Here is a 25,737-nt window from a genome sequence, read left to right on the forward strand (position 1 = left end):
TCGCGGCGGTCGAATGCGTACTCTCTGAAAATTCGGGACGGGCGATTGCTCGATTTGCCTGTCTCGCAAAGGTAACCGGTGTCAATTCTTGCCAGAGGCGGGAAGGCACTGCGATAAGGGAGGATGATGATGGCAATTCACAACGCGCGGGGCATTCGCACGCTCACCAGATTGGCCTGCGGCGCGTCGCTCGCGGTGCTCGCAGCTTCGCCCGCCTGGGCACAAGATACGGCTGAGGCTGCACCCGCAGCGGAAGATGAGATCGTCGTCACCGGCTTTCGCGCCTCGCTCGAGGCGGCGCTCAACGTAAAGCGCGACTCGGTCGCAGCCGTCGATGCCGTCGTCGCCGAGGATATCGCCAAATTCCCCGACCAGAACCTCGCCGAATCGCTCCAGCGCATTCCGGGCATTTCGATCCAGCGCGACGGCGGCGAGGGCCGTGCGATCACGGTCCGCGGTCTCGGCGCGCAGTTCACCCGTGTTCGCCTGAACGGGCTGGAGACGGTTGCAACCTCGACCGACGGTGCATCGTCGAACCGCGACCGTGCGTTCGACTTCAACGTCTTTGCGTCGGAACTCTTCAGCAGCATCGTTGTCCACAAGACCGCGGAAGCCTCGCTCGACGAAGGTTCGCTCGGGGCGGTCGTCGACCTCAACACGGGCAACCCGCTCGGTGCGAAAGACGGCCTCCATGGCGCTCTCTCGCTCGTCGGATCGTACAACGACCTGTCGAAGGATCTGGGGCCGCGCGTCGCGGGCCTGCTCAGCTGGCGCAATGTCGACGGTACCTTCGGCGTCTCGGTTTCGGGCGCCTATTCGAAGAGCGACACGCTCGAGCTCGGCAACAACAGCGTCCGCTGGGCGCAGGCGCGCTTCGATTCGGTCAACGGCACCAACTGCTGGACGACCGCGAACAGTGGCGGCACCTATGTGCCCGGCACCGCCTGCAATCAGGCCGCGCTTGCCTTTCACCCGCGTATTCCGCGCTACGGTGAAATCGACCACCGCCGCGAGCGCCTGGGCCTGACCGGTTCGATCCAGTTCGCGCCCACCGAAAGCACCAAGATCTCGCTCGATGCGCTCTATTCGCGGTTTCGCGAGGATCGCGAGGAAAAGTGGGGCGAGGTCCTGCTCCGGTCCAACGAACGGTCGATCAACGTCGTCAATCCGGTCTATGATTCGAACAACAACATGATCTCGGCGACGCTCAACGACGCCTGGGTCCGCACCGAACACTATCTCCGCCAGTCGAAAACCGAATTCACCCAGTTCGGCGGCAGCTGGGATCAGGATCTCGGCGACAGCTTCCGTTTCACCCTGCTCGGCGGCTTCTCGAAGTCGGATGCCGACATTCCGGTCGAGACGACGATCGTCTTCGACGACCGCGACGCGCAGGGATACAGCTACGACTATAGCGACATGAAGCGGCCGGTGCTGACCTTCGGCACCAGCGTCACCGATCCTGCGAACTTCCAGCTCGCCGAGATCCGCGACCGCCCGTCGAACGTCACCAACAAGTTCAAGACCGCGCAGCTCCGCACCGAATGGGACGTCACCGACGGCTTCCAGGTGAAGGCGGGCGGTATGTGGCGCCGTTTCAACTTCGACGCGGTCGCCTTCACCCGCGACAGTGCGGTATGCGGCAACGGCGGCACCAGCCTCGTCACCAGCACATCGGGGACGATCGCCTGCTCGCCGACCAGCCTGTTCGGCCCGACCGCGGTCTACGGCTTCCCGGTCACTCCGGCGCTGGCCGAACTGTTCACCCTCGGCAAGGCGGGGCAGCCCTCGGGTACGACGACGCAGTGGCTGATCCCGTCCTTCCCCGCCGCGACCGATTTCACGCAGCTCTACAATCGCACGGCGGCGCCTGACACCGGCAACACGCGTGCGGTGCAGGAAACGACTTCGGGCGGCTATCTGCAGTTCGACGTCAAGGGCGAGCTCTTCGGTCTCGAATATGCGGGGAATGCCGGCATCCGCTATGCGCATACCGCGCAATCGTCGCGCGGCGTGCTGTCGGGCAGCACGGTTACCGTGAAGCGCAGCTACGACGACTGGCTGCCGTCGATGAACATCGCCCTCTATCCGGCGCACGACGTCATCGTCCGCGGCGCCATCGCCAAGGTCATCACGCGCCCGACGCTCGGCAACCTGACCCCGGGCGGCACGATCGACGGGTTCAACTATCGCATCAGCTACGGCAATCCGCAGCTCGACCCCTACCGCGCGACCAACTTCGACCTTGGCGTCGAATGGTATTTCGCGCCGGGAGCGGTGCTGTCGGCCGCGGGCTTCGTGAAAAAGGTCGAAAGCTTCCCGATCAGCCAGGCCTTCACCGCGACCTTCGCGTCGACCGGGCTGCCGAAGGAGGCGCTGCCGCCAAGCTCGCCCGCCTTCATCAACTTCGATCCGAACCAGCTCTATACGATCACCGCGAACGTCAATGGCGCGGGTGCGACGCTGAAGGGGGTCGAGCTGGCGGCACAGGTGCCGTTCACGGCCTTCGTCGACCAAGGCTTCATCAGCCACTTCGGCATCCTCGCGAACGCGACCTTCATCAAGTCGGACGCCGACTATAATGTTCAGGGTCCGGCGACGACGCCCGGCGGCGCGCTGGTGAACGCGGTGCGTTCGGCGACGCTGTTCGGGGTGTCGAAGCGCGCCTACAACGGAACGCTCTATTACGATGATGGCGCGTTCAGCGCGCGTATCTCGGCCAGCTATCGTAGCCGGTACATCGATGCGAACAGCGGCACCGGCAACGTCTTCGAGGGCTATGGCGCGACGTGGAACATGGACGCGTCGGTCCGCTACAAGGTGACGGAATGGATGGAGCTGTCGGTCGAGGGCAACAATCTGCTCGATACCTACCGCTATCGCTTCACCGATTTCGACGCCGACCGCAATTACGAGAACAACCATTTCGGCCGCACCATCCTGTTCGGTGCGCGCTTCAAGATGTGATGATCGACAGATAGTCCCGGAAAAGGCCCGGTCTTCCAAGCGAGGGCCGGGCCTTTTCTTTGTCCGAGGAGAAGAATGTGACCGACCGGCGCGAGATGCTGAAACTGGCGGGCGCGGGCCTGATCGCGAGCGGGCTGCCCGGCGCCGCGCGTGCGGAGGCAGCCGAGCCGTCGGCGGCGCCGGCGTCTTCTTGGGCGAGGGGCCTCGACGGCCAGCGCAAGGCCGACCTCGGCGACGGGCGTTTCCTCAATCCGATCATGGCCGGCGACCATCCCGATCCTTCGATCCTGAAGGACGGGCGCGACTATTACATGACCTTCTCGACCTTCGATTCCTATCCGGGGCTGGTGATCTGGCATTCGCGCGATCTGGTGAACTGGCGACCGGTCGGTCCCGCGCTGACGAAGAATATCGGAGCGGTCTGGGCGCCCGAACTGGTGAAGCACAAGGGACGCTATTTTCTCTACATCCCGACCAAGGGCCCGAACACGAGCTGGGTGATCTGGGCCGACCGCATCGAAGGACCGTGGAGCGATCCCGTCGACCTGAACCTGCCGAACCATATCGATCCCGGCCATGCGGTTGGCGAGGACGGGTCGCGCTGGCTGTTCCTGTCAGGGGGCGATCGCGTGCGGCTGTCGGATGACGGGCTCAGTCGCATCGGCGATCCCGAACATGTCTATGACCCGTGGCGCTATCCGTCGGACTGGGTGGTCGAGGGATTCTCGCCCGAAGGGCCGAAAATCATGCGGCACGGCGACCATTTCTACATGATCACCGCAGTGGGCGGCACGGCCGGGCCCCCCACCGGGCACATGGTGATCGCTGCGCGTTCGAAGTCGATCCATGGTCCCTGGGAAAATTGCCCCGCGAACCCGATCGTGCGCACGACCTCGCTGACGGAGAAATGGTGGTCGCGTGGTCATGCGACCCTGATCGAAGGCCCGGCGGGCGACTGGTGGAGCGTTTATCACGGTTTCGAAAACGGCTATTGGACCCTCGGGCGGCAGACGCTGCTCGACCCGGTCGAGTGGACCGACGACGGCTGGTTCCGCATGAAGGGCGGCGATCTGTCGCAGCCGATCGCCAAACCGAAAGGCGGCGTCGCGGGACCGCATGGCATGGCACTGTCGGACGATTTTGCGACGCTCGCGCTCGGCGCCAGATGGAATTTCTTCAAGCCCGCCGCCGACGAACGCAGCCGCGCGCGCGTCGAAAACAATACGCTGGTGCTGAAGGCGCGCGGCAAGGCGCCGGTCGACAGTTCGCCCTTGCTGTTGATTGCGGGCGATCAGGCGTACCGCTTCGAATGCGACATCGAGATCGCACCGGGCGGCACTGCCGGGCTGATCCTCTTCTACGACGAGCGGCTCTATTGCGGACTCGGCTTCGACGGCGAGCGCTTCGTGACGCACCAATATGGGATCGAACGCGCACGCCCCGCCAATCCGCACGGCCGCAAGATGCGGATGCGGGTCACCAACGATCGCCATATCGTCACCTATGACACCAGCGGCGACGGCGGGAAGACGTGGGTTCGCTTTGATCGCGGGATGGAGGTGTCGGGCTATCACCACAATGTCCGCGGCGGTTTCCTGATGCTGCGGCCCGGCCTCTATTCGGCTGGTGAAGGCGAAGCGCGCTTCCGCAACTTCAAATTCGAGGCGCTCGCCTAGAGCGTCACACCCGATTTCCAGATCGCGATGTCGCGTTCCTCGTTGAGTTCGGCCTTCGTCGGCATGCCCGAGGCGGTCGCGGCGATCAGGTCGAGCAGCGCGTCGGCGCTGTCGTCGAAGCCCGCGTCGAGCACCTGTCCCGCATCGAAATCGATCCAGCCCGCCTTGCGCTGCGCAAGCGGGCTGTTCGACGCGATCTTCAGCGTCGGCGCGGGAAAGCCAAGCGGTGTCCCGCGGCCGGTGGTGAACAGGATCACCGTCGCGCCCGCCGCGGTCAGTGCGGTCGACGACACCGCGTCGTTGCCAGGCGCTTCAAGCAGGGTCAGGCCGGGCAGGCTGGCCTCGCCGCCATAGCGCTGGACATCGACCACCGGCGCCTTGCCGCCCTTCTGCACCGCGCCGAGCGACTTTTCCTCGAGCGTGGTGATCCCACCGGCGATATTGCCGGGCGAGGGATTCTCGCTGACAGGCTCGCCGTTGCGGATGAAATATTGCTTGAAGTCCTGCACCAGCGCGACAGTCGCGTCGAACACATCGCGCGACACCGCGCGCTCCATCAGCATCTGCTCGGCACCGAAGATTTCGGGGATTTCGGTGAGGATGACCTTGCCGTTCGCAGCGGCGACCGCATCGGCCATGCGCCCGACGAGCGGGTTCGCGGTCAGGCCCGACAGCCCGTCCGACCCGCCGCATTTGACGCCCAGCACCAGCTTCGACAGCGGCACTTCTGTGCGCGGGGTGTCGGCACAGGCGTCGACCAGCTCGTCGACCAGCGCGAGGCACGCGGCCTCGTCGTCCTCGACCGCCTGCGCCGACAGGGTGCGGATGCTCACGCGGCGTTCGGGCGCGATTCCCTCCAGCAGCGGGGCGAGCTGGTTGCTCTCGCACCCCAGCCCGACGATCAGCACGCCACCGGCGTTGGGGTGCTGGGCGAGCGCCGCAAGCAGCGCGCGCGTGTGGCCGAGGTCGTCGCCGAGCTGCGAGCAGCCGAAGGGATGCTTGAAGGCATGCACGCCATCGACGCGCCCGGCGTGGCGCGTTCCCGCAATCCTTGCGACGCGCGCGGCGAGATTGCCGACGCAGCCGACGGTCGGGATGATCCAGACCTCGTTACGCGTGCCGACGCGTCCGTCGGCGCGGACATAGCCCTCGAAGGTCTTCGAAGACGGGTGGGTTTGCGCAGCCTCAGGCGCTTCGTAATGATAATCTCCAGCACCGCTCAGCGCGGTCGCCAGATTGTGGCTGTGGACGTGCGCGCCGGGCTCGATGTCGGCGGTCGCCAGCCCGATCGGGAAGCCATATTTGATTACCGGCGCACCCTTGGCGATCGGCACCAGCGCGACCTTGTGTCCGCGCGCGACCTGATCGGCGAGGCGGAGGTTGATACCGCCGATCGAGAGATCGGTACCCGCGTCCAGATCGGCGATCGCTGTCGCGACATTGTCCGACGGATGGATATGCAGCGCCGTCACCGGTGTCATATCGACCGCGGCAGGGCCATCGTTCGCCATCCCGTCAGCCTTTCGGTGGCGCGACCGACTGGCGCTCGATGAAGGTCGAGGGCATCACCGGGCTTTCGTCGTCGGCGGCCTTCGCGTTCGGGCCGAGGAAGTCCGACACCAGCGTGCGGGCGGCGCGCGATCCCATCTCGCGGATTGGCCAACGTACCGTACTCAGCGCGGGCCAGATATGGGTTGCGGTCGGCGAATCGTCGAAGCCGATGATCGACAGGTCGGCAGGGACCGAGAGGCCCTTGCCGTGCGCGACGCTCATCACGCCCGCGGCCATTTCGTCGTTCGACACGAACACCGCGGTTGGCGGCTGCGGCAGGGAGAGCAGCGACTCTCCGGCCTCGACGCCTGCGGTGTAGCGATAATTGCCGGGCGCATAGAGTTCGTCCGGCAATGACAGGCCCGCCCCGGCGAGCGCTTCGCGAAAGCCCTCCTCGCGCTCGGCGGCCGACCGGAAGCCGACGGGGCCGCGGACGAAGCCGATGCGGCGATGGCCGAGCGCGATCAGCTTGCCGACCGCCTCGGCGACGACCTCGCGGTCGTTCGACGACACGCAATGCCGCGCATCGTCGAGCAGCGCCGAGCCGACGCGGACGTAGCGCACGCCCAGATCCTCGCAGAGCTTGGCGAGATCGTCGTTTTCCGAAATCGGCGGCAGCAGCATCGCGCCGATCGGGCGCTGCTTTTCGAGGAAGACGCGGACGTCCTCGAGCATCCTGTCCGACCCCCGATCGACCGGACGGACGAGCAGCGCAAGGTCGCTGTCCTTGATCGCGTCGAGCACGCCCTGCTGAAAGTTCAGGACGGTCTGCGCATTCGGATTGTCGTGAAGCAGCGCGATCAGGAAGTTGCGGCGAAAGGCCAGCGCGCGCGCCTGCGGATTCGGAACGAAGCCCAGCGTCTCGATCGCTTTGCGCACCGCATCGCGCGTCTTGTCGCTGATGAACTCGGAACGGTTGATGACGCGGCTGACGGTCTTTTTCGAAACCCCGGCGAGGGCTGCGACGTCGTTGATCGTCGGTTGCTTTCCATTCTGTCCGCCCGTGCGTGCCGCCATGATCTGTTTTCTTCCCACTCCGCGCTGCGCACCAAAGCGCCTGTCCTCGAATTCTCCGGCCGATTCCTTGTCCTAGTGGGGACTCGGCCGGGCAAAATCAACCGTGGGTACGGCTAATTGCTTGCTTTTGACACCGGTGTCTTTTAGGACATCCGGCGGAAGAGGGAAATGACAAAGATGCCGGCAACGAACGAACAGCAAAATATCGCCAAGGCGTTTCTCGCGGCACGCGCGAAAAAGACACCGCTTACCCTGTATCCCGGCGCAATGCCCGAAACGATGGGCGAGGCCTATGCGATTCAGGATGCGGCGATCGGATTCGACGGCCGGATGGTCGGCGGCTGGAAGGTCGGGCGTATCCCGGCGGAGCTGGTCGGCCGCTATGGCGACAACCGGCTGGCCGGCCCCATCTTCAGCGACGAAATTTTCGACGGCGGTGCGGGCGAGCGCCCCGTCATGCCGGTCTATACCGACGGCTTCGCTGCTGCCGAGGCCGAGGTTCTGCTGTGCCTCGGCGATGTCGGTACGCGCGATTACGACATCGATTCGGTGCGTGACTGCATCACCGACGCCCGCACGGGGATCGAGATCGCAAGTTCGCCTTATCCGGCGATCAACCGGCATGGCCCCGCGGTCACTGCTTCGGACTATGGCAACAACAAGGGACTGATCCTTGGCCCTTCGATCCCCGACTGGCGGACCGCCGACCTGATCCGCATGCCGGTCGAATTCTTCATAGACGACACGCCGGTGGGTGCGGCGACGATGGAAACGATGCTCGACGGTCCGTTCGGATCGGCGCTGTTCCTGATCCGCACGCTGCGCGCGCGCGGTATCGCGATTCACGCCGGTACGTGGGTGTCGACCGGCGCGATCACCGGCATCCACGAAATCCGTCCCGGTCAGCGGGGCGATGCGCTCTTCGACGGAAAAATCCGCGTCGGCTGCACGATTACCGGATAAGACACAAGAATCGGGAGAGAGATATGGCGCAGGCATTTGCGGACGGAGGTGCGGCGTCGCCGGTTCCCCGGTCCGGTCGCTACCGCTGGCTGATCGTCGGGGTGCTGTTCGCCGCCACCACGGTCAATTATATCGACCGCACCATGCTCGGCCTGCTCGCGCCGACGCTCGGCACCGAGCTCGGGTGGAGCGAGAATGACTATGGCAACATCGTCACCGCCTTTCAGGCCGCCTATGCGCTAGGCTTCCTCCTCATGGGCTGGATGATCGACCGCTTCGGGCCGAAAATCGGCTATGCGGTCGCGATCTCGATCTGGACGATCGGCCATGTCGCGCACGGCTTCGCTTCCTCGGTCGTCTCGTTCATGCTGGCGCGCGTCATTCTCGGCGTGGGCGAGGCGGGGCATTTCCCGTCGGTCGTTCGCGCATCGAGCGAATGGTTTCCCCAGAAGGAGCGCTCCTATGCCATCGGCTGGGTCAACAGCGCGACGACGATCGGCGTCATCCTGACCGCGCCCACGATCGCGCTGTTCATGCGCTTCCTCGGCTTCGACTGGCGCGAGACCTTCATCGTCACGGGCGCATTCGGCGTGATCCTGCTGCTGCTATGGCTCTGGCTCTACAGCAATCCGCGCGAGAGCGGGAAGGTCAGCGAGGCCGAACTGGCGTGGATCGAGCATGACCCGCCCGAAAAGATCGAGCGGCTCGGCTGGGGTGCGATCGTCACCAAGCGCGAGGCCTGGGCCTATGCGACCGGCAAGTTCCTGACCGACCCGGTCTGGTTCCTGATGCTCTTCTGGCTGCCCAAATATTTCAGCACCACCTACAATGTCGATCTGAAGGTCGTGCTGCTGCCGATGATCATCATGTACCTGCTCTCCGACGTCGGCAGCATCCTCGGCGGCTGGGTGTCGTCGAAGCTGATCCAGACCGGGCGCAGCGTCAACTTCGCGCGCAAGGCGACGATGCTCGGCGCGGGCTGCTGCGTCCTGCCTTTGCTGTTCGTCTCTGGGCTCGACAATATGTGGCTCGCGGTCGTGCTGATCGGCATCGCGCTCGCCGGGCATCAGGCCTTTTCGTCGACGATCCTGTCGATTCCGCCCGACATGTTTCCGAAGCGCGCCGTCGGTTCGGTAATCGGGCTGGGCGGCTTTGCCGGCGGCGTCGGCGGAATGATCATGGCGAAGTCGACCGGCCTCGTACTCGATGCGACCGGCGGCAATTACACGCTCATCTTTGCGGCCTGCACCACCGTCTATTTCCTCGCCGTGCTGGCGATCCACATCCTCAGCCCGCGCCTCGAGCCGGTGACCGTCGAAAGCAAAACCTGATTCCATGTCGCGCCCGCTGCTGCTCTCCCCCGACCGCCTCTTTCCGTCCGATCCGGTCCAGCGCGATATTGCGCGCCGGCTCTACAAGGAGGTTGCGGGGCTGCCGATCATCAGCCCGCACGGGCACACCGATCCGCGCTGGTTCGCTGGCAACGCGCCCTTCGGCAACGCGACAGAGATGCTGCTGCACCCCGACCATTATGTGTTCCGGATGCTCTATTCGCAGGGGATTCCGCTCGATGCTCTTGGCATCCGCAACCCGCAAGCCGATCCGCGCGAGAGCTGGCGGCTGTTCGCGCAGAATTACCACCTCTTTCGCGGCACTCCGTCGCGGATGTGGATGGACTGGGTGTTCGCCGAGGCGTTCGGCTTCGATGTACAGTTCTCGGCCGAAACATCGGACCTCTATTATGATCGTATCACCGAGGCGCTCGCGACCGACGCCTTCCGCCCGCGCGCTCTGTTCGACCGCTTCGGGATCGAGGTGATCGCGACGACCGAAAGCCCGCTCGATACGCTCGAGCATCATGCCGAGATCCGCGTCGCGAACGCGAACGGCGAATGGAGCGGTCGCGTCATCACCGCCTATCGCCCCGATCCGGTGGTCGACCCGGAATTCGAAGGCTTCTACGCCAATCTCGCGCGCTTCTCCGAGTTATCGGGCGAAGATGCCTACAGTTACGCCGGCTATCTCGCCGCGCACCGCAACCGCCGCGCCTTCTTCGCCGACATGGGCGCGACCTCGACCGACCACGGCCACCCGACCGCAGCAACCGCTGACCTGTCGGACGCCGAGGCCGAGGCGCTGTTCGCGCGCGTCACCGGCGCCGATGTCAGCGCCGCCGATGCCGAGTTGTTCCGCGCGCATATGCTGACCGTCATGGCGGGGATGAGCCTCGACGACGGTCTGGTCATGCAAATCCACCCGGGTGCGTTCCGTAACCACAATCCCTGGCTGTTCAAGCATTACGGGCGCGACAAGGGTGCCGATATTCCCATGTCGACCGACTATGTCCATGCGCTGCGCCCGCTGCTCGGCCGCTATGGCAATGAGGCGGGGCTGACGATCATCCTCTTCACGCTCGACGAGACCAGCTACGCGCGGGAACTGGCGCCGCTTGCAGGGCACTATCCGGCCTTGAAGCTCGGCCCCGCCTGGTGGTTTCACGACAGTCCCGAAGGAATGCGCCGCTTCCGCAATCAGATGACCGAGACCGCGGGCTTCTACAACACGGTCGGCTTCAACGACGACACCCGCGCTTTCCTGTCGATCCCTGCGCGCCACGATGTCGCGCGCCGCATCGACTGCGGCTTCCTCGCGCAGCTCGTCGCCGAGCACCGGATGGAGGAATGGGAAGCGGCCGAACTCGCGACCGACCTCAGCTACAATCTCGCCAAGGCCGCGTACAAGCTGTGAGGCTGTCGGCTGAAACGCCGCTCCCGGCGTCGGTGCAGGCACCGGGTTATGACCGCGGCGTGCAGGCGGCGGGGATCGTCCATATCGGCATCGGCGCGTTTCATCGCGCGCATCAGGCGGTCTACACCGACGACGCGATGGCGGCGGGCGACCGCGATTGGGGCATCGTTGGCGTGTCGCTGCGTTCTGGCGATGTCGCGTCGCAGCTGAATCCTCAGGACGGGCTCTACTCGGTGAGCATGCGCAGCGCGGCGGGTAGCGAATTGCGGTTGATCGGGGCCGTACAGAAGGTGCTGGTCGCGGCGGACGATCCGCAGGCGGTGGTCGATGCGATCGCTGCACCGACGACACATATCGTCAGCTTCACCGTCACCGAGAAGGGTTATCTGCGCGGCTCCGACGGTGCGCTCGATCTCGACGCTGCCAAGGGTGCGTCGAGCCTCTACCGCTTCGTCGGTGCGGCGCTTGCCGCGCGCAAGGCGTCTGGCCTGTCCGGATTGACCCTGCTCAGCTGCGACAACCTCGCCAGTAATGGCGCGGCGCTGAAGGCGCTGATGCGCCAGTATCTTGCCGCGGAATATTCCCATCTGGTGGATTGGTTCGACCGCGAATGCTGCTGCCCCGCGACGATGATCGACCGCATCGTTCCCGCGACGACCGATGCCGACCGCGCCGCCGTCGAAGCGGCGCTCGGTGTACGCGACGAGGGTGCGGTGGTCACCGAAGGCTTCAGCCAGTGGGTGATCGAGGATGATTTCGCCGGTCCGCGTCCGCGCTGGGAAAAGGTCGGTGCCGAACTGGTCGCCGACGTCGCGCCCTATGAGACCGCGAAACTGCGCATGCTCAACGGCGCGCATTCGGCGCTTGCCTACATCGGGCTGGGGGCGGGGCATGAATTCGTCCATCAGGCGATCGCCGACCCCGCCATTCGTCCGGTCATCGAACGGCTGATGCGCGATGAAGCCGCGCCGACGATCGATGCCGCGCCGGGGCAGGATCTGTCGGCCTATGCCGACGCGCTGCTCGACCGCTTCGCCAATCCGGCGCTCCATCACAGGCTGATCCAGATCGCGATGGACGGCAGCCAGAAGATTCCGCAGCGCTGGCTGGAGACGCTCGCTTGGCATCAGAAGCGGGGGCGGCGCTGTCCGTCGCTCGAAGCCGCCATCGCGGCATGGATCGCCTTCCTGCGGAGCGAGCATCCGGTTGACGATCCGCTGGCCGACAAGCTGCGCGAAGCCGCCGCAGCTCCCGACGCGATGCAAAAGCTGTTCGGTGACGGCGGCCTGATCGCCTCGGACTGGCGACCGGAGACCTAATTACATCCGTTCGCCCTGAGCTTGTCGAAGGGCCGTTCTTTCTTTTGCGGTGCTGAGGGGAAGAACGGTGCTTCGACAAGCTCAGCACGAACGGATTTGGGATGAACGCTAAACCGGCACCAGCAATCCCCGGCTCTCGCGTACCTCGGCGTCGAGCCAGTCGATGAAGGCGCGGATGCGCGGCTGGGGCGCAACGTCGCGGTGGAGCGCCAGCCAGAAAGCGCGCGCGACGACCTGATCGCGCCGCACGCGCACCAGCCCCGGATCGCCCGCGGCGAGGAAGCAAGGCAGAACGCCGACCCCCGCACCGCCCGCGATCATCCGCCGCTGCGCGAGGATCGACGAGGAGCGGACATTGGCGCGCAGCCCCGGCTCTATCTCGCCCAGATAGTCCAGTTCGGGCGCGTAGAGGATATCGGGCATATAGCCGATCACCGGGATGCCCGCGCGCGACAGCGGCGCGGCGGCGACCGCCTCCTGCCAGTCGGGCCGATCGGCGGGGGCGTAGAGGCCGAGGCTATAGTCGGACAGCTTGCGCGTGATCAGCGGGCCTTTGCGCGGCCGCGCGAGAAGCACCGCCATATCGGCCTCGCGCCGCGAGGGGTTGAGGAAGCCCGACGAGGCGACGAGGTCGATCTCGAGCTCGGGATGCGCTGCGACGAACCCGCCCAGCCGCGGCGCGATGAAGCTGTAGCCGAATCCTTCGGAGACGCTGACCCGCAATTGTCCGGACAGTGCCGACCCACCGGCCTGCGCGGAATGGATGCGCGCCGCCGCCGCCGCCATCGCTTCGGCGTGCGGAACGAGCGCCCGGCCCGCTGCGGTCAGAACGAAACCCGTCGGCGCGCGTTCGAACAAGGTCTGCTGGAGCGCGGCTTCGAGCGCGCTGACCTGACGGCTGACCGTCGTCGCATCGACATGCAACGCCGCGCCGGCGCGCGCGAGCGTGCCATGGCGTGCGACGAACAGGAAATATTGCAGCTTGTCCCAGTCCATAAGCTGCAAATATGCAGGATATGCCTGCAAGTCTATCCCTTGCAATCGCCCCGTAACTCGGCTGTGGCAGCGGCAACATTTTACGGGAGACTCGGATATGCGACAGATCGACCACCACATCGTCGGCGGGGCCGGCGGCAGCAGCCGCTTCGCGGATGTCCTCGACCCCAACAACGGCGGCGTACAGGCGCAGGTGGCGCTCGGCGACCGCGCGATCCTCGACCGGGCTGTCGCGGCCGCGAAGGCCGCACAGCCGGCCTGGGCGGCGACCAACCCGCAGCGCCGCGCGCGCGTGATGTTCGAATTCAAGCGGCTTGTCGAAGCCAATATGAACCAGCTCGCTGAAATGCTCTCGAACGAGCATGGCAAGGTGATCGCGGACTCGAAGGGCGACATCCAGCGCGGCCTTGAAGTCATCGAATTCTGCTGCGGCATCCCGCATGTGCTGAAGGGCGAATATACGCAGGGCGCGGGCCCCGGCATCGATGTCTATTCGATGCGCCAGCCGATCGGCATCGGCGCGGGCATCACCCCGTTCAACTTCCCCGCGATGATCCCGCTGTGGATGGGCGGCGTCGCGACCGCGGTCGGCAACGCCTTCATCCTGAAGCCCAGCGAGCGCGACCCATCGGTCCCCGTGCGCCTGTCGGAACTGTTCCTCGAAGCCGGCATGCCCGAAGGCATCTTCCAGACCGTCCATGGCGACAAGGAAATGGTCGATGCGATCCTCGACCATCCCGACATCGGCGCGGTCAGCTTCGTCGGTTCGTCGGACATCGCGCATTATGTCTATAATCGCGGCGTCTCGGCCGGGAAGCGCGTGCAGGCGATGGGCGGCGCGAAGAACCATGGCATCGTCATGCCCGACGCCGACCTCGACCAGGTCGTCAACGACCTGACCGGCGCGGCCTTCGGCTCGGCGGGCGAGCGCTGCATGGCGCTGCCGGTCGTCGTTCCCGTCGGCGAGGACACCGCGAACCGGCTTCGTGAAAAGCTGATCCCCGCGATCGAGGCGCTGCGCGTCGGCGTGTCGACCGATGCCGAGGCGCATTACGGCCCCGTCGTGACGCAGGCGCACAAGGAAAAGGTCGAAGGCTGGATCGCGAAATGCGCCGACGAGGGCGCCGAGCTGGTCGTCGACGGCCGCGGCTTCACGCTGCAGGGGCATGAAAAGGGCTTTTTCGTCGGCCCGACCCTGTTCGACCATGTCACGACCGACATGGAATCATACAAGGAAGAGATTTTCGGCCCCGTGCTGCAGATCGTCCGCGCGCCCGATTTCGAGACCGCGCTCGAATTGCCCAGCAAGCACCAGTACGGCAACGGCGTCGCGATCTTCACGCGCAACGGCCACGCCGCGCGCGAATTCGCTGCGCGGGTCAACGTCGGGATGGTCGGCATCAACGTGCCGATCCCCGTGCCGGTCGCCTATCACACCTTCGGCGGCTGGAAGCGCTCGGCGTTCGGCGACACCAACCAGCACGGCATGGAAGGCGTGAAGTTCTGGACCAAGGTCAAGACCGTCACCGCGCGCTGGCCCGACGGCTCGCCCGACGGCGGCAACGCCTTCGTCATCCCGACGATGGGGTAAGCCGGCGTTGCTGCGCCGGCTGCTCATTCCCCTGATGCTTCTGTTGCTGCTGCCGGTTCCGGCGGCGGCGCAGAAGATGATCGCGCTGTCGTTCGACGACGTGCCGCGCGGTCGCGGCGCTTTCTTTAAACCCGAAGAACGCACGAAGCGGATCATCGCCGAGCTGAAGAAGGCGAAGGCGCCGCAAGCCGTCTTCTTCGTCAATCCCTGCCGGATCGGAACAGGCGATGGCGTCGGCGGAGCCGAACGGATCGCAGCCTATGTCGCGGCGGGTCATGTCATTGCCAATCACAGCTGCACCCATCCGCATCTGAACGCGACCACCGCCGAGGCCTATCTCGCCGACATCGACGCGGCAGAGGCGTGGCTGAAGGATCAGCCCGGCCATCGCCCCTGGTTCCGCTTTCCCTTCCTCGACGAGGGCGGGAAGGACAAGACGAAGCGCGACGCCGTCCGCGCGGGTCTCGCGGCGCGCGGGCTCCGCAACGGCTATGTCACCGCCGAAAGCTCGGACTGGCGGCTCGAGGCGCTCGCTGCCGACGCGGTGCGTGATGGCAAGAGCGTCGATCGAAAGGCGCTCGGCGAACTTTACGTGCGCTGGCATGTCGAGGCGGCGGACTTTTCCGATCGGCTGATGCAGCAGGCTATCGGCCGCCAGCCGGTCCAGATGATGCTGCTCCACGAAACCGATCTGGCCGCGCTCCATATCGGTGAACTCGTTCGTGCGCTGCGCAAGGACGGCTGGACCATCGTCAGCGCCGACGCGGCCTATGCCGATCCGATCGGCACGCTCATGCCCGACACCCCCGCCGCGAATGGCACGCTGACCGAAGCGCTGGCGTGGGAGAAGGGTCTGCCTGCGCCGCGCTGGTACCGTTACAACGAGGACGCGCCCGCGACCGCCGAATTCCGCGCCAAGGTGCTCCACGAAGGGGTCGGCGAATGAAACCCGCTTCACCTGCCGGGCATTTCTCCTCCCGAAGGAGACGAGAGATGCCCCGCTTGATGCTTCCCGCCGCGCTGTTGCTCCTTGCCGCGTGCAGCGGCGGCGATGACAAAGCCCCGCCGGACGACGCGACAGCGACCGGCTCGCCCGACAAGGCCGACCCCGCTGCGTCCGATGGCGTGGTCGATGCAGATCTGCCTGCCGAAGCGAAGAAGACACCCGCAGCGCCTGAAGCCGAGCGGGCCGTCGACGGCGACGGCATTCCTGAAGCCATCCGCGGGCGCTGGGCTCTCAAGGCGGCCGACTGCACCGCGAAACGCGGCACCGACCTGACGGCGCTGGTGATCGACGCGACGAACCTGCGTTTCTATGAATCGCATGGCGAACTGGTACGCGTTCGCTCCAGCGGCGCGACGCAGGTCCTTGCGGATTATAAATTCAGCGGCGAAGGGCAGGACTGGGACCAGCGGGTGCAGCTCGAACTCGCCGGCGACGGCAAGACGCTCGTCCTTCGCGACCAAGGCAAGGGTGCCGCGGCCGAGCCGATGCGCTATACGCGCTGTACCTGAAGATCTGACGAAAGGGAGACTCATCATGGACATTCGTTTGCTTGCAATCGCCGCCGTCCTGCCGCTTGCCGCCTGTACGCAGGAGAAGCCGCCCGTCGAGTCGACCCCGCCGCCCCCCGCCGAAATGACGTGCAGCGCCGATGCAGCGGCAAGCTTCGTCGGCCAGACCGCCAGCGCCGATGTCGGCGCCGCGATCGTCAAGGCGACCGGCGCGCGGACGCTGCGCTGGGGGCCGCCGCGCTCGGCGATGACGATGGACTATCGTCAGGACCGCGTGAACATCATGTACGACGACGCCTACAAGATCACGCAGGTCACCTGTGGCTGAAGGCCAATCGAAAACCGGGGGGCGGCGTAACCACAGCTCGGCGTCCCCGTTCGAACCGGTCTACGGCTACAGCCGGGCGGTCCGGGTGGGGAACCGCATCGACGTCGCGGGCTGCGCGCCGATCGAGCCCGACGGCAGCTCGACCCCCGGCGACGCGGGTGCACAAGCTGCGCGCTGCCTGACGATCATAAGCGAGGCGCTCGAAGCGCTCGGCGGCTCGCCCGCCGATGTCGTCCGGACACGCATGTATATCACCGACCCCACCGACGCCGATCTTGTCGGCCGCGCGCATGGCGCGATGTTCGGCGACATCCGCCCTGCCTCGACGATGCTCGTCATCCCCGCACTGATCCGCCCCGAGTGGAAAGTCGAAATCGAAGCCGAAGCCATTTTAGAGAAATGATCATGACCGACCAGTTTCAGCTTACCGACGACCAGCTCGCCATTCAGGACATGGCGCGCAAGTTCACCGCCGACCGCATCACGCCCTTCGCGGCGGAGTGGGACGAAAAAAGCCATTATCCCGTCGAGGTCTGGAAAGCGGCGGGCGAACTCGGCTTCGGAGCGATCTACGTGGCCGAGGAATCGGGCGGCATCGGGCTTGGCCGATTGGAAGCCGCGCTGATCATGGAGGCGATGGCCTATGGCTGCCCCGCGACCAGCGCCTATGTCTCGATCCACAATATGGCGACGTGGATGATCGACCGCTTCGGCGGCGCGGAGATCAAGGCGCGTTTCCTGCCCGAGCTCGTCAGCATGGAGAAGATCGCGAGCTATTGCCTGACCGAACCCGGCTCGGGCTCGGACGCCGCGGCGCTCAAGACCACCGCGAAGAAGGACGGCGACCATTATGTGCTGAACGGCACCAAGCAGTTCATCTCGGGCGCGGGTTACAACGACATCTATGTCTGCATGGTTCGCACCGGCGAGGAAAAGTCGAAGGGGATCTCCTGCCTCGTCATCGAAAAGGACACGCCCGGCCTCAGCTTCGGCGCGCCCGAGAAGAAACTCGGCTGGAATGCCTCGCCGACCGCGCAGGTGATTTTCGAGGACTGCCGCGTGCCGGTGGAAAATCTGGTCGGCGCCGAGGGCGACGGTTTTCGCTTCGCGATGGCGGGGCTCGACGGCGGCCGCCTCAACATCGGCGCCTGTTCGCTCGGCGGCGCGCAGCGTTGTCTCGACGAGGCGATCGCCTATACCAAGGACCGCCAGCAGTTCGGGCAGCCGATCGCCGATTTCCAGAACACCCAGTTCATGCTCGCCGACATGGCGACCGACCTCGAAGCGTCGCGCGCGCTGCTCTATCTCGCGGCGGCGAAGGTCACGGCGAACGCCCCCGACAAGTCGCGCTTCTCGGCGATGGCGAAGCGGCTCGCGACCGACAATGGCAGCAAGATCGTCAACGACGCGCTCCAACTCTTCGGCGGCTATGGCTATCTGCGTGATTATCCGATCGAGCGTTTCTGGCGCGACCTGCGCGTCCACTCGATCCTCGAAGGCACCAACCAGGTGATGCGGATGATCGTTGGAAGGGACCTGCTGCGCCAATGACCGAAGATGTTTTGATCAGCGTCGACGGCCGCGTCGGCCGCCTGTCGCTCAATCGTCCCAAAGCGATCCATGCGCTCAACCTGCCGATGTGCCAGGCGATGATCGAGGCATTGCTCAAATGGCGCGATGACGACGCCGTCGAGGCGGTGATCATCGACCATAGCGAGGGCCGCGGCTTCTGCGCCGGCGGCGACATCCGCATGCTCGCGGAGAGCGGTGCGAAAGACGGAACCGAAGCGCGCCTCTTCTTCCACACCGAATATCGCCTCAACCATCTGCTCTTCACCTACCCCAAGCCCGTCGTCGCCTTCATGGACGGCATCACGATGGGCGGCGGGGTCGGGATTTCGCAGCCGGCGAAATATCGCGTCGCGACCGAGCATACGCGCTTCGCGATGCCCGAGACCGGGATCGGCCTCTTCCCCGACGTCGGCGGCGGCTGGTATCTGCCGCGGCTCGAAGGCCGCGTCGGCGTCTTCCTCGCACTCACTGGCGCGCGGCTCGACGGCGCCGAATGCGTCGCGCTCGGCCTTGCGACCCACTATCTGCCGTCGGAGAAGCTCGCCGAGGCGAAGGACCGCATCGCGCAGCACCCCGACCGCATCGGCGGCATTTTGGGCGAGCTGTCGGTTACCGCGCCGCCGGCCGCGATCACCGGCCAGATCGACAAGATCAACCGCCTGTTCGCGAGCGACACCTATGAGGACATCCTCGCCGCGCTCGAAGCCGATGGCGGCGAATGGGCCGGAAAGGAGCTGGCTGCTCTCCACAGCAAGTCGCCGCAGACCTGCAAGGTCGCGCTTCGCCAGCTCAGGGAAGGCGCCGAAATGCACGATTTCGCGGCGCAGATGACGCAGGAATATGCGATCGGCAGCCGCGTTGTCGCGATGCACGATTTCATCGAGGGCGTCCGCGCGCTGATCGTCGACAAGGACAACAGCCCGAAATGGGACCCGCCGACCCCCGAAGCCGTCACCGACGACTGGATCGACGCGATCTTCGCGCCGCAGCCCGAATCCGAGAAATGGACCCCTCTAACCTAAGCCGTCGCCCCGGCGGAGGCCGGGGCCTCACCGTTGAGATTCCGGCCTTCGCCGGAATGACGAAGGAGATTGCCGAATGACTTACGAAACCCTCCTCGTCGAAACGCGCGGGGCCGTCACGCTGGTGACGCTCAATCGTCCGCAGGCGCTCAACGCGCTGAACTCGGGCGTGCTCGACGATCTGATCGCGGCCTTCGCGGCATTCGAAGCCGACGACAGCCAGCGCTGCGCGGTGCTCACCGGCTCGGGCGACAAGGCGTTCGCCGCGGGCGCCGACATCAAGGAAATGGCCGACAAGCCGGCCGCCGACTTCTACCTCGAGGACTTCTTCTCGAAATGGACGAGCGACTTTGTGAAGAAGGTCCGCAAGCCGTGGATCGCCGCGGTCAACGGCTTCTCGCTCGGCGGCGGCTGCGAGCTGGCGATGATGGCCGACTTCATCATTGCGTCGGACAAGGCGAAATTCGGCCAGCCCGAAATCAAGCTCGGCGTCGCGCCGGGCATGGGCGGGTCGCAGCGGCTGACGCGCGCGATCGGCAAGGCGAAGGCGATGGAAATGTGCCTGACCGGCCGCATGATGGACGCCGCCGAAGCCGAGCGTTCGGGGCTCGTCGCACGCGTCGTGCCGCATGAGACGCTGGTCGACGAAGCGGTGAAGACCGCGACCACGATCGCGTCGATGCCGCCGATGGCTGCGATGGTGAACAAGGACATGGTCAACGCCGCGTTCGAAACGACGCTCGATCAGGGCCTCATCTACGAACGCCGCCTGTTCCAGATTCTCGCCGCGACCGAGGACAAGGCCGAAGGCATGGCCGCCTTCATCGAGAAGCGCGAAGGCGTGTGGAAGGGGCGGTGAGCCCGGTCCCCCTCCCGCTTGCGGGAGGGGTTAGGGGAGGGTCTGTTTCCTCTCCACCAGTTCAATATTCGGGACAGGCCCTCCCCCGGCCCCTCCCGCAAGCGGGAGGGGAGAGAGATAATGAAAATCGCATTTATCGGGCTGGGCAACATGGGCGGCGGCATGGCTGCGAACCTTGCGAAGGCGGGGCATGAGGTGCGCGCCTTCGACCTCAGCGAAGAAGCGCTCGCGCGCGCCGTCGAAGCTGGCTGCACCCGCGTTGCATCGGCTGCCGAAGCGGTGACGGGCGCCGAGGCGGTCGTAACGATGCTTCCTGCGGGCAAGCATGTCGCGGGCGTCTATGAAGGCGACGTTTTCCCGAACGCCGCGCCGGGGACGCTGCTGCTCGACTGCTCGACGATCGACGTCGCGACCGCGCGATCGAATATCGAAGCCGCGACTGCCAAAGGCCTCGTCGCGGTCGACGCCCCCGTCTCGGGCGGTATCGCGGCCGCCAACGCGGGCACGCTGACCTTCATGGTCGGTGGCACCGACGACGCCTTTGCGCGCGCCGAACCGATTCTTGCCGCAATGGGCAAGGCCGTGATCCACGCCGGTGACGCGGGCGCGGGGCAGGGCGCGAAGATCTGCAACAACATGCTGCTCGGCGCCTCGATGATCGCGACGTGCGAGACGCTCGCGCTCGCGCAGAAGCTGGGGCTCGATCCGCAGCGCTTTTTCGACATCGCCAGCGTCTCGTCGGGGCAATGCTGGTCGCTCACCAGCTACGCGCCGCTTCCCGGTGTTGGGCCGACCACGCCCGCCGACAATGATTACAAGGGTGGTTTCGCCGCGGCGCTGATGCTCAAGGATCTGCGTCTGGCAATGGAGGCAGCGGCGAGCGTCGATGCCGACGTCCCGATGGGGACGAAGGCGCGCGAGCTTTATGAGGCTTTCGTCGAGGCCGACAAGGATGGCCGTGACTTCTCGGCGATCATCAAGACGCTTCAGTAAAAGTCGGCGGTTGTTCCGCCGTCGCGGCGTTCGGTCCGATGCACCTGTGTCGGTGCCTTGCGGTCGCCGGTCTTGATCTCCAGCCGGTCGCCGACGCGGCGTACCTCGGCCGGCGCCAATATGCGCGCGCGCGCCACGCCGACTGCGGTAGCCTGCGGCGGCGCCGCGGCCGGCGGCGTCGAGGAGCTTCCGGCGAGGAGCAGGGCTGCAATCAGCGACATGGCGGTCATGCTTTGCCGTAACGGCAGCCATGACCATGGTTTTAACCCTGAATCGCCCCCGGTTCGCCCCGCCCATACCGGCTTCGCAACAAAGCAAAGGCCGCCCGCCCCGGCGTGGGACAGGCGGCCCTGCTTTGCTTGCCGATTAAAGGATCAGAAGCCCGTCTTCGCGTCGGCCTTTTCCTTCAGCAGCGGTGCGATGTCGAAGCCATGCTTCTCCAGCGCCGCCACGATCTTGTCGGTGCCTTCGAGGCCCGCCCAGAACATCGGGCCGCCGCGATACACCGGCCATCCATAGCCATAGATCCACACCACATCGATGTCGCTCGCGCGTTGCGCCTTGCCCTCGGCAAGGATCAGTGCGCCCTCGTTGACCATCGGATAGAGCGTGCGCTCGATGATCTCCTGATCGGTGATCTCGCGCTTCTCGACCTCCGCCTTCTTGCGGAACTCGTCGATGATTTCCTCGACGCGTGCGCTGGGCGACGGATTGCGCTTTTCGTCATAGTCGTAAAAACCCGCCTGCTTCTTCTGGCCCCAGCGGCCTTCGGCGCAGAGCGCGTCGCGGATGCTCTCGATGCGGTTCGGATCGCGGTGCCAGCCGATGTCGACGCCGGCAAGGTCGCTCATCTGGAATGGGCCCATCGGCATGCCGAATTCGACATGAACCTTGTCGACCTGCGCCGGGGTGGCGCCTTCCATCAGCAGCTTCATCGCCTCGAGCTGGCGGGGCTTCAGCATGCGATTGCCGATGAAGCCGTCGCACACGCCGGCGACCACGGCGACCTTGCCGATCTTCTTGCCGATCGCCATCGCCGTCGCCAGCGCATCGTCGGCCGTCTTGTCGCCGCGCACGACCTCAAGCAGCTTCATGACGTTTGCGGGCGAGAAGAAGTGCATGCCGAGCACGTCGCCGGGACGGCTCGTCGCGGTCGCGATTTCGTTGACGTCGAGGTAGCTGGTGTTCGAGGCGAGGATCGCGCCGGGCTTGGCGATCGTGTCGAGCTTGCCGAAGATATCCTTCTTGACGCCCATGTCCTCATAGACCGCCTCGATGATCAGGTCGCAATCGGCGAGATCGTCGAGGTTCAGCGTCGGGGTCAGGATGCCCATCATCTGGTCGACCTGCTCGGGCTTGAAGCGACCCTTGGCGGCGGACGCGTCGTAATTCTTGCGGATCACGCCGACGCCGCGGTCGAGCGCTTCCTGCTGCATCTCGACGATCGTGACCGGGATGCCCTTCTGCAGGAAGTTCATGCTGATCCCGCCGCCCATCGTGCCGGCGCCGATGACGCCAACCTTCTTGATGTCGCGCAGCTGCGTATCCTTGGGCAGGCCGTCGATCTTCGCGGCCTGACGCTCGGCGAAGAAGATGTGACGCTGAGCGGCCGACTGGCTGCCGAACATCAGCTTCATGAACTGCTCGCGCTCGAAGGCGAGGCCTTCGTCGAAGGGCAGTCTCGTCGCGGCCTCGACGCAGGCGAGGTTCGCATAAGGCGCCTCGAACCCGCGCCAGCGCCTGGCATTGGCGGTCTTGAGCTGCTCGATCACCGCGACGTCGCCGAACACGGCACGTTCGCGTGTCGGGCGCGGGCCGTCGGCGATCTTCGCGCGGGCAAAGGCGATTGCGTCGGCGGCCAGGCTGTTCTCGCCCGCGAGCTGGTCGACGAGGCCGAGGTCCTTCGCCTTCGATGCGGGGAGCGGATCGCCGAGCGAGGTCATCGTCGCGGCGGCTTCGACGCCGACGATGCGCGGCAGGCGCTGCGTGCCGCCTGCGCCGGGCAGCAGGCCGAGCTTCACTTCGGGTACACCGAGCTTCGCCGACGGGACCGCGACGCGATAGTGGCAGACGAGCGCGGTCTCGAGCCCGCCGCCGAGCGCGGTTCCGTGGATTGCGGCGACAACGGGCTTCGATGCGGCTTCGATCATGTTGAGCACCGCGTTGAAGTCGGGACCGCGCGGCGGCTTGCCGAACTCGCTGATGTCGGCGCCGGCGATGAAGGTCGCGCCGTCGCAGCGCAGCACGATCGCCTTCACGCCATCGTCGGCAAGCGCGGCTTCGAAATTGGTCTTGAGGCCCTCGCGGACGTGCCACGACAGCGCGTTCACCGGCGGATTGTTGACGATGACGACGGCAACGTCGCCGTCCTTCTGCATCGTCACGCTGACGGGGGTTTCATCGGACATGGGAGACTCCTTCGATCAATGGACCGCCCGCGCATGGCGAACGGAAAGGTGGTGTTGCATTTCAGTCGTCGATGGCGGCGTGGACGAGCGTCTTGACCTCGCGCCGGACGGGATAGGTGGAAGAGGGCATCAGCTGGGTCATGAAGACCATGCAGATCTCCTCGACCGGATCGACGAAGAAACCGGTCGAGAACATGCCGCCCCAGTAAAAGTCGCCCGCCGATCCCGGGATGCCCGCGCGTGCGGGATCGAGTGTGACCGCAAAGCCGAGGCCGAAGCCGACCCCGGCATTCTCGTCCTCGGAAAAGATACCGACGCTGTGCTGCGTCAGGTCGCCGCCGCCGACGAGATGGTTCGACGTCATCAGATCGAGCGTCTTGCGGCTGACGATGCGCGTATCGCCGAGCTTGCCGCCGCCGAGCAGCATCAGGCAGAAACGGTGATAGTCGTCGAGTGTTGAGGCGAGCCCGCCGCCGCCCGAATGGAAGCTGCGGTCCTTCGCCCAACGGCTGCGGTCGCCGGCGTCGAAGCCCTTCATTTTCTCCTTCGGGTCGAAGGCATAGGCGTCGGTCAGGCGATGCTGCTGGTCGGCGGGCACCTTGAACCCGGTATCGACCATGCCGAGCGGCCTGAAGATGCGCTCCTGCAGAACATCGGCAAACGGCTTGCCCTCGATGCGCTCGATCACCGCGCCGAGCACGTCGGTCGCCATCGAATAATTCCAGTGCGCGCCGGGATCGAACTGCAGCGGGATTTTCGCGAGCGCGGCAATGAAGCCGTCCATGTCGAGGTCGGCATCGAAATCGTCGATCTTCGTCTTGCGATAGGCGGCGTCGACCGGGGTGCGCTCCTGAAAGCTGTAGGTCAGGCCTGCCGTGTGGCGGAGCAGGTCGACCATCCGGATCGGCTGCGCCGGCGGGCGGGTGAGGAAGGGAACATTGCCGCCGCCCGCGACGAAGACGCCGGTATCCCTGAACTCGGGGCAAAACTTCACCAGCGGATCGCTGAGCGCGACCTTGCCCTCTTCGAGCAGCATCATGAACGCGATGCTCGTGATCGGCTTGGTCATGCTGGCGATGCGGAAGATCGCATCGTCCTTCAGCGCCTCGCCCGGCCGCGCCTCGCCGATCACCGAGCGATGCGCGATCTCGCCGCGCCGCGACACGAGCGTGGCGGCGTGCGGCAGGCGGCCTGTGCTGACATATTTGGCGTCGAGAAAGGCCGGAATGCGGTCGAGGCGTTTGATATCGAATCCGTGGCTCACGTCACGCGGACTCCTTCGAGAATGGCGGCGGCTTCGGCAAGCAGCGCGGGGTCAATGGCAAGGTCGGCCGCGGCCGCGGTTTCCCTGAGCTGTTCGGGCCGGCTCGCGCCGATGATCGCGCTCGTGATTCCCGGCTGTGCGACCACCCATGCGATGGCGAGCTGCGCCATCGAACATCCTGCCTTTTCGGCGACCGGCTTCAGCCGCTGCACCGCCTCGAGGACGGGGTCGGCGAGATAGCGCTGCATATATTGCTCGTCCTCGCTCGCGGCGCGGCTGCCCGCGGGCGGTTCGGCGCCGGGCGCATATTTGCCGCTGAGCACGCCCATCGCGAGCGGCGACCAGACGATCTGGCCGATCCCGTTCGCCATGCTGATCGGGATCACCTTCGCCTCGGGGCGGCGGTAGAGCAGATTATATTGCGGCTGGCTCGATACGAATTTGACCGACGGCGGCGCCAGCGCGAGCGCGGCCTCGATCTCGTCGGGGGCCCATTCGGAAAAGCCGATCGCGCGCGCCTTGCCGCTGCGTACGACCTCGGAAAGCGCGTCCATCGTCTCTTCGAGCGGCGTTTCGGGGTCGTAGCGGTGGCACTGATAGAGGTCGACATAGTCGGTCCTGAGGCGCGTCAGGCTCGCATCGATCTGCTTCGCGACCTGCGTCGCCGACAGGCCGCGGTCCTCGGCGGTCATCGGGAAGAAGAGCTTGGTCGCGAGCACATAGCTGTCGCGCGGGCGGCCCTTCAGCGTGTCGCCGAGAAAGCTTTCGGCTGCCCCGCGACCATAGATGTTCGCGGTGTCGATGAAATTGATCCCGGCGTCGAACGATGCATCGACGCAGGCGCGCGCCGCATTGTCATCGACCCCGACGCCATAGGTCAGCCAGCTGCCGAGGCAGATTGCCGAAACCTCGATTCCGCTGTCGCCAAGCTGCCGATATTGCATCGTC

22 protein-coding genes are annotated in these 25,737 nt (G+C 65.6%); 15 read left to right on the top strand and 7 right to left on the bottom strand.

Features of this window, described 5'->3' with window-relative positions:
- Nucleotides 1–129 precede the first annotated feature (129 nt).
- Nucleotides 130–2,967 carry a TonB-dependent receptor gene (locus tag L7H23_RS11595; protein WP_237839226.1) on the top strand — a complete coding sequence of 946 codons (2,838 nt, stop codon included), beginning with the start codon at nucleotides 130–132 and terminating at the stop codon, nucleotides 2,965–2,967.
- Between the two features lie 95 nt (nucleotides 2,968–3,062).
- Entirely contained in the window at nucleotides 3,063–4,643 is a 1,581-nt protein-coding gene (locus tag L7H23_RS11600) for a family 43 glycosylhydrolase (RefSeq protein ID WP_237839228.1), read from the top strand.
- Here L7H23_RS11600 and L7H23_RS11605 read toward each other — a convergent pair.
- Together L7H23_RS11605 and L7H23_RS11610 are read right to left on the bottom strand one after the other, a co-directional pair.
- Nucleotides 4,640–6,154 (bottom strand): altronate dehydratase family protein, encoded by a 1,515-nt coding sequence (locus L7H23_RS11605; RefSeq protein ID WP_275671199.1) that lies wholly within the window; start codon nucleotides 6,152–6,154, stop codon nucleotides 4,640–4,642. The genes L7H23_RS11600 and L7H23_RS11605 overlap by 4 nt on opposite strands.
- Nucleotides 6,155–6,158: 4 nt before the next feature.
- The gene (locus L7H23_RS11610) at nucleotides 6,159–7,211 is read right to left on the bottom strand and encodes a LacI family DNA-binding transcriptional regulator (protein ID WP_237836027.1); all 1,053 of its coding nucleotides are present in this window, start codon (nucleotides 7,209–7,211) and stop codon (nucleotides 6,159–6,161) included.
- Nucleotides 7,212–7,379: 168 nt separating this feature from the next.
- Here L7H23_RS11610 and L7H23_RS11615 point away from each other — a divergent pair, with 168 nt between their 5' ends.
- The 4 genes from L7H23_RS11615 to L7H23_RS11630 are packed head-to-tail and all read left to right on the top strand — an operon-like array spanning nucleotide 7,380 to nucleotide 12,241.
- Nucleotides 7,380–8,174: a 2-keto-4-pentenoate hydratase gene (locus tag L7H23_RS11615; RefSeq protein ID WP_345790407.1), complete on the top strand. Its 795-nt coding sequence runs from the start codon at nucleotides 7,380–7,382 to the stop codon at nucleotides 8,172–8,174.
- A 23-nt stretch (nucleotides 8,175–8,197) separates the two neighbouring features.
- Nucleotides 8,198–9,505, top strand: coding sequence for an MFS transporter (locus L7H23_RS11620; protein WP_237836028.1), 1,308 nt, complete (start codon nucleotides 8,198–8,200; stop codon nucleotides 9,503–9,505).
- Nucleotides 9,506–9,509: 4 nt separating this feature from the next.
- Nucleotides 9,510–10,922, top strand: coding sequence for a glucuronate isomerase (uxaC, locus tag L7H23_RS11625; protein WP_237836029.1), 1,413 nt, complete (start codon nucleotides 9,510–9,512; stop codon nucleotides 10,920–10,922).
- A complete protein-coding gene (locus tag L7H23_RS11630) occupies nucleotides 10,919–12,241 on the top strand; it encodes a mannitol dehydrogenase family protein (protein ID WP_237836030.1) in 1,323 nt (440 codons plus the stop codon). Before uxaC ends, L7H23_RS11630 begins: the two co-directional genes overlap by 4 nt.
- A 108-nt stretch (nucleotides 12,242–12,349) precedes the next feature.
- Here L7H23_RS11630 and L7H23_RS11635 read toward each other — a convergent pair whose 3' ends face one another.
- Entirely contained in the window at nucleotides 12,350–13,237 is an 888-nt protein-coding gene (locus tag L7H23_RS11635; RefSeq protein WP_237836031.1) for a LysR family transcriptional regulator, read from the bottom strand.
- A 97-nt stretch (nucleotides 13,238–13,334) separates the two neighbouring features.
- On the opposite strand from L7H23_RS11635, the gene L7H23_RS11640 reads away from it, so the two are divergent.
- From L7H23_RS11640 to mmsB, 9 genes are all read left to right on the top strand, one after another.
- Complete coding sequence (locus tag L7H23_RS11640) at nucleotides 13,335–14,828, top strand: CoA-acylating methylmalonate-semialdehyde dehydrogenase (RefSeq protein ID WP_237836032.1); 1,494 nt, start codon at nucleotides 13,335–13,337, stop codon at nucleotides 14,826–14,828.
- A gap of 34 nt (nucleotides 14,829–14,862) precedes the next feature.
- The gene (locus L7H23_RS11645; RefSeq protein ID WP_237836033.1) at nucleotides 14,863–15,774 is read left to right on the top strand and encodes a polysaccharide deacetylase family protein; all 912 of its coding nucleotides are present in this window, start codon (nucleotides 14,863–14,865) and stop codon (nucleotides 15,772–15,774) included.
- Between the two features lie 47 nt (nucleotides 15,775–15,821).
- A complete protein-coding gene (locus tag L7H23_RS11650; RefSeq protein WP_237836034.1) occupies nucleotides 15,822–16,343 on the top strand; it encodes a hypothetical protein in 522 nt (173 codons plus the stop codon).
- A gap of 25 nt (nucleotides 16,344–16,368) precedes the next feature.
- Nucleotides 16,369–16,671 (top strand): I78 family peptidase inhibitor, encoded by a 303-nt coding sequence (locus L7H23_RS11655; RefSeq protein ID WP_237836035.1) that lies wholly within the window; start codon nucleotides 16,369–16,371, stop codon nucleotides 16,669–16,671.
- Nucleotides 16,664–17,074 (top strand): RidA family protein, encoded by a 411-nt coding sequence (locus tag L7H23_RS11660; RefSeq protein ID WP_237836036.1) that lies wholly within the window; start codon nucleotides 16,664–16,666, stop codon nucleotides 17,072–17,074. The genes L7H23_RS11655 and L7H23_RS11660 overlap by 8 nt, the downstream gene beginning before the upstream one ends.
- 2 nt (nucleotides 17,075–17,076) lie before the next feature.
- Complete coding sequence (locus tag L7H23_RS11665; protein WP_237836037.1) at nucleotides 17,077–18,222, top strand: acyl-CoA dehydrogenase family protein; 1,146 nt, start codon at nucleotides 17,077–17,079, stop codon at nucleotides 18,220–18,222.
- Nucleotides 18,219–19,265: an enoyl-CoA hydratase/isomerase family protein gene (locus tag L7H23_RS11670; RefSeq protein ID WP_237836038.1), complete on the top strand. Its 1,047-nt coding sequence runs from the start codon at nucleotides 18,219–18,221 to the stop codon at nucleotides 19,263–19,265. Before L7H23_RS11665 ends, L7H23_RS11670 begins: the two co-directional genes overlap by 4 nt.
- Before the next feature lie 76 nt (nucleotides 19,266–19,341).
- Nucleotides 19,342–20,124 carry an enoyl-CoA hydratase-related protein gene (locus tag L7H23_RS11675; RefSeq protein WP_237836039.1) on the top strand — a complete coding sequence of 261 codons (783 nt, stop codon included), beginning with the start codon at nucleotides 19,342–19,344 and terminating at the stop codon, nucleotides 20,122–20,124.
- Nucleotides 20,125–20,244: 120 nt separating this feature from the next.
- Nucleotides 20,245–21,117 (top strand): 3-hydroxyisobutyrate dehydrogenase, encoded by an 873-nt coding sequence (mmsB, locus tag L7H23_RS11680; RefSeq protein ID WP_237836040.1) that lies wholly within the window; start codon nucleotides 20,245–20,247, stop codon nucleotides 21,115–21,117.
- Here the strand turns inward: mmsB and L7H23_RS11685 are convergent.
- The 4 genes from L7H23_RS11685 to L7H23_RS11700 form a co-directional block, all read right to left on the bottom strand.
- Nucleotides 21,111–21,347, bottom strand: coding sequence for a hypothetical protein (locus L7H23_RS11685; protein ID WP_237836041.1), 237 nt, complete (start codon nucleotides 21,345–21,347; stop codon nucleotides 21,111–21,113). The genes mmsB and L7H23_RS11685 overlap by 7 nt on opposite strands.
- A 144-nt stretch (nucleotides 21,348–21,491) precedes the next feature.
- Nucleotides 21,492–23,525, bottom strand: coding sequence for a 3-hydroxyacyl-CoA dehydrogenase NAD-binding domain-containing protein (locus L7H23_RS11690; RefSeq protein WP_237836042.1), 2,034 nt, complete (start codon nucleotides 23,523–23,525; stop codon nucleotides 21,492–21,494).
- Nucleotides 23,526–23,586: 61 nt separating this feature from the next.
- Nucleotides 23,587–24,789, bottom strand: a complete 1,203-nt coding sequence (locus L7H23_RS11695) for a serine hydrolase domain-containing protein (RefSeq protein WP_237836043.1) — start codon at nucleotides 24,787–24,789, stop codon at nucleotides 23,587–23,589.
- On the bottom strand, nucleotides 24,786–25,733 hold the full coding sequence (locus L7H23_RS11700; RefSeq protein ID WP_237836044.1) for an aldo/keto reductase family protein: 948 nt from the start codon (nucleotides 25,731–25,733) through the stop codon (nucleotides 24,786–24,788). Before L7H23_RS11700 ends, L7H23_RS11695 begins: the two co-directional genes overlap by 4 nt.
- Nucleotides 25,734–25,737 lie beyond the last annotated feature (4 nt).

This window comes from Sphingopyxis sp. BSN-002 (genome assembly GCF_022024275.1).
Classification (GTDB): domain Bacteria; phylum Pseudomonadota; class Alphaproteobacteria; order Sphingomonadales; family Sphingomonadaceae; genus Sphingopyxis.

Excerpts from the sequence above, each read along its gene's own strand:
- L7H23_RS11595 (WP_237839226.1), top strand. The coding sequence starts at position 130 with ATGGCAATTCACAACGCGCGGGGCATTCGCACGCTCACCAGATTGGCC.
- L7H23_RS11600 (WP_237839228.1), top strand. The coding sequence starts at position 3,063 with ATGCTGAAACTGGCGGGCGCGGGCCTGATCGCGAGCGGGCTGCCCGGC.
- L7H23_RS11605 (WP_275671199.1), bottom strand. The coding sequence starts at position 6,154 with ATGGCGAACGATGGCCCTGCCGCGGTCGATATGACACCGGTGACGGCG.
- L7H23_RS11610 (WP_237836027.1), bottom strand. The coding sequence starts at position 7,211 with ATGGCGGCACGCACGGGCGGACAGAATGGAAAGCAACCGACGATCAAC.
- L7H23_RS11615 (WP_345790407.1), top strand. The coding sequence starts at position 7,380 with ATGACAAAGATGCCGGCAACGAACGAACAGCAAAATATCGCCAAGGCG.
- L7H23_RS11620 (WP_237836028.1), top strand. The coding sequence starts at position 8,198 with ATGGCGCAGGCATTTGCGGACGGAGGTGCGGCGTCGCCGGTTCCCCGG.
- uxaC (WP_237836029.1), top strand. The coding sequence starts at position 9,510 with ATGTCGCGCCCGCTGCTGCTCTCCCCCGACCGCCTCTTTCCGTCCGAT.
- L7H23_RS11635 (WP_237836031.1), bottom strand. The coding sequence starts at position 13,237 with ATGGACTGGGACAAGCTGCAATATTTCCTGTTCGTCGCACGCCATGGC.
- L7H23_RS11640 (WP_237836032.1), top strand. The coding sequence starts at position 13,335 with ATGCGACAGATCGACCACCACATCGTCGGCGGGGCCGGCGGCAGCAGC.
- L7H23_RS11645 (WP_237836033.1), top strand. The coding sequence starts at position 14,863 with ATGCTTCTGTTGCTGCTGCCGGTTCCGGCGGCGGCGCAGAAGATGATC.
- L7H23_RS11650 (WP_237836034.1), top strand. The coding sequence starts at position 15,822 with ATGCCCCGCTTGATGCTTCCCGCCGCGCTGTTGCTCCTTGCCGCGTGC.
- L7H23_RS11655 (WP_237836035.1), top strand. The coding sequence starts at position 16,369 with ATGGACATTCGTTTGCTTGCAATCGCCGCCGTCCTGCCGCTTGCCGCC.
- L7H23_RS11665 (WP_237836037.1), top strand. The coding sequence starts at position 17,077 with ATGACCGACCAGTTTCAGCTTACCGACGACCAGCTCGCCATTCAGGAC.
- L7H23_RS11670 (WP_237836038.1), top strand. The coding sequence starts at position 18,219 with ATGACCGAAGATGTTTTGATCAGCGTCGACGGCCGCGTCGGCCGCCTG.
- L7H23_RS11675 (WP_237836039.1), top strand. The coding sequence starts at position 19,342 with ATGACTTACGAAACCCTCCTCGTCGAAACGCGCGGGGCCGTCACGCTG.
- mmsB (WP_237836040.1), top strand. The coding sequence starts at position 20,245 with ATGAAAATCGCATTTATCGGGCTGGGCAACATGGGCGGCGGCATGGCT.
- L7H23_RS11685 (WP_237836041.1), bottom strand. The coding sequence starts at position 21,347 with ATGACCGCCATGTCGCTGATTGCAGCCCTGCTCCTCGCCGGAAGCTCC.
- L7H23_RS11690 (WP_237836042.1), bottom strand. The coding sequence starts at position 23,525 with ATGTCCGATGAAACCCCCGTCAGCGTGACGATGCAGAAGGACGGCGAC.
- L7H23_RS11700 (WP_237836044.1), bottom strand. The coding sequence starts at position 25,733 with ATGCAATATCGGCAGCTTGGCGACAGCGGAATCGAGGTTTCGGCAATC.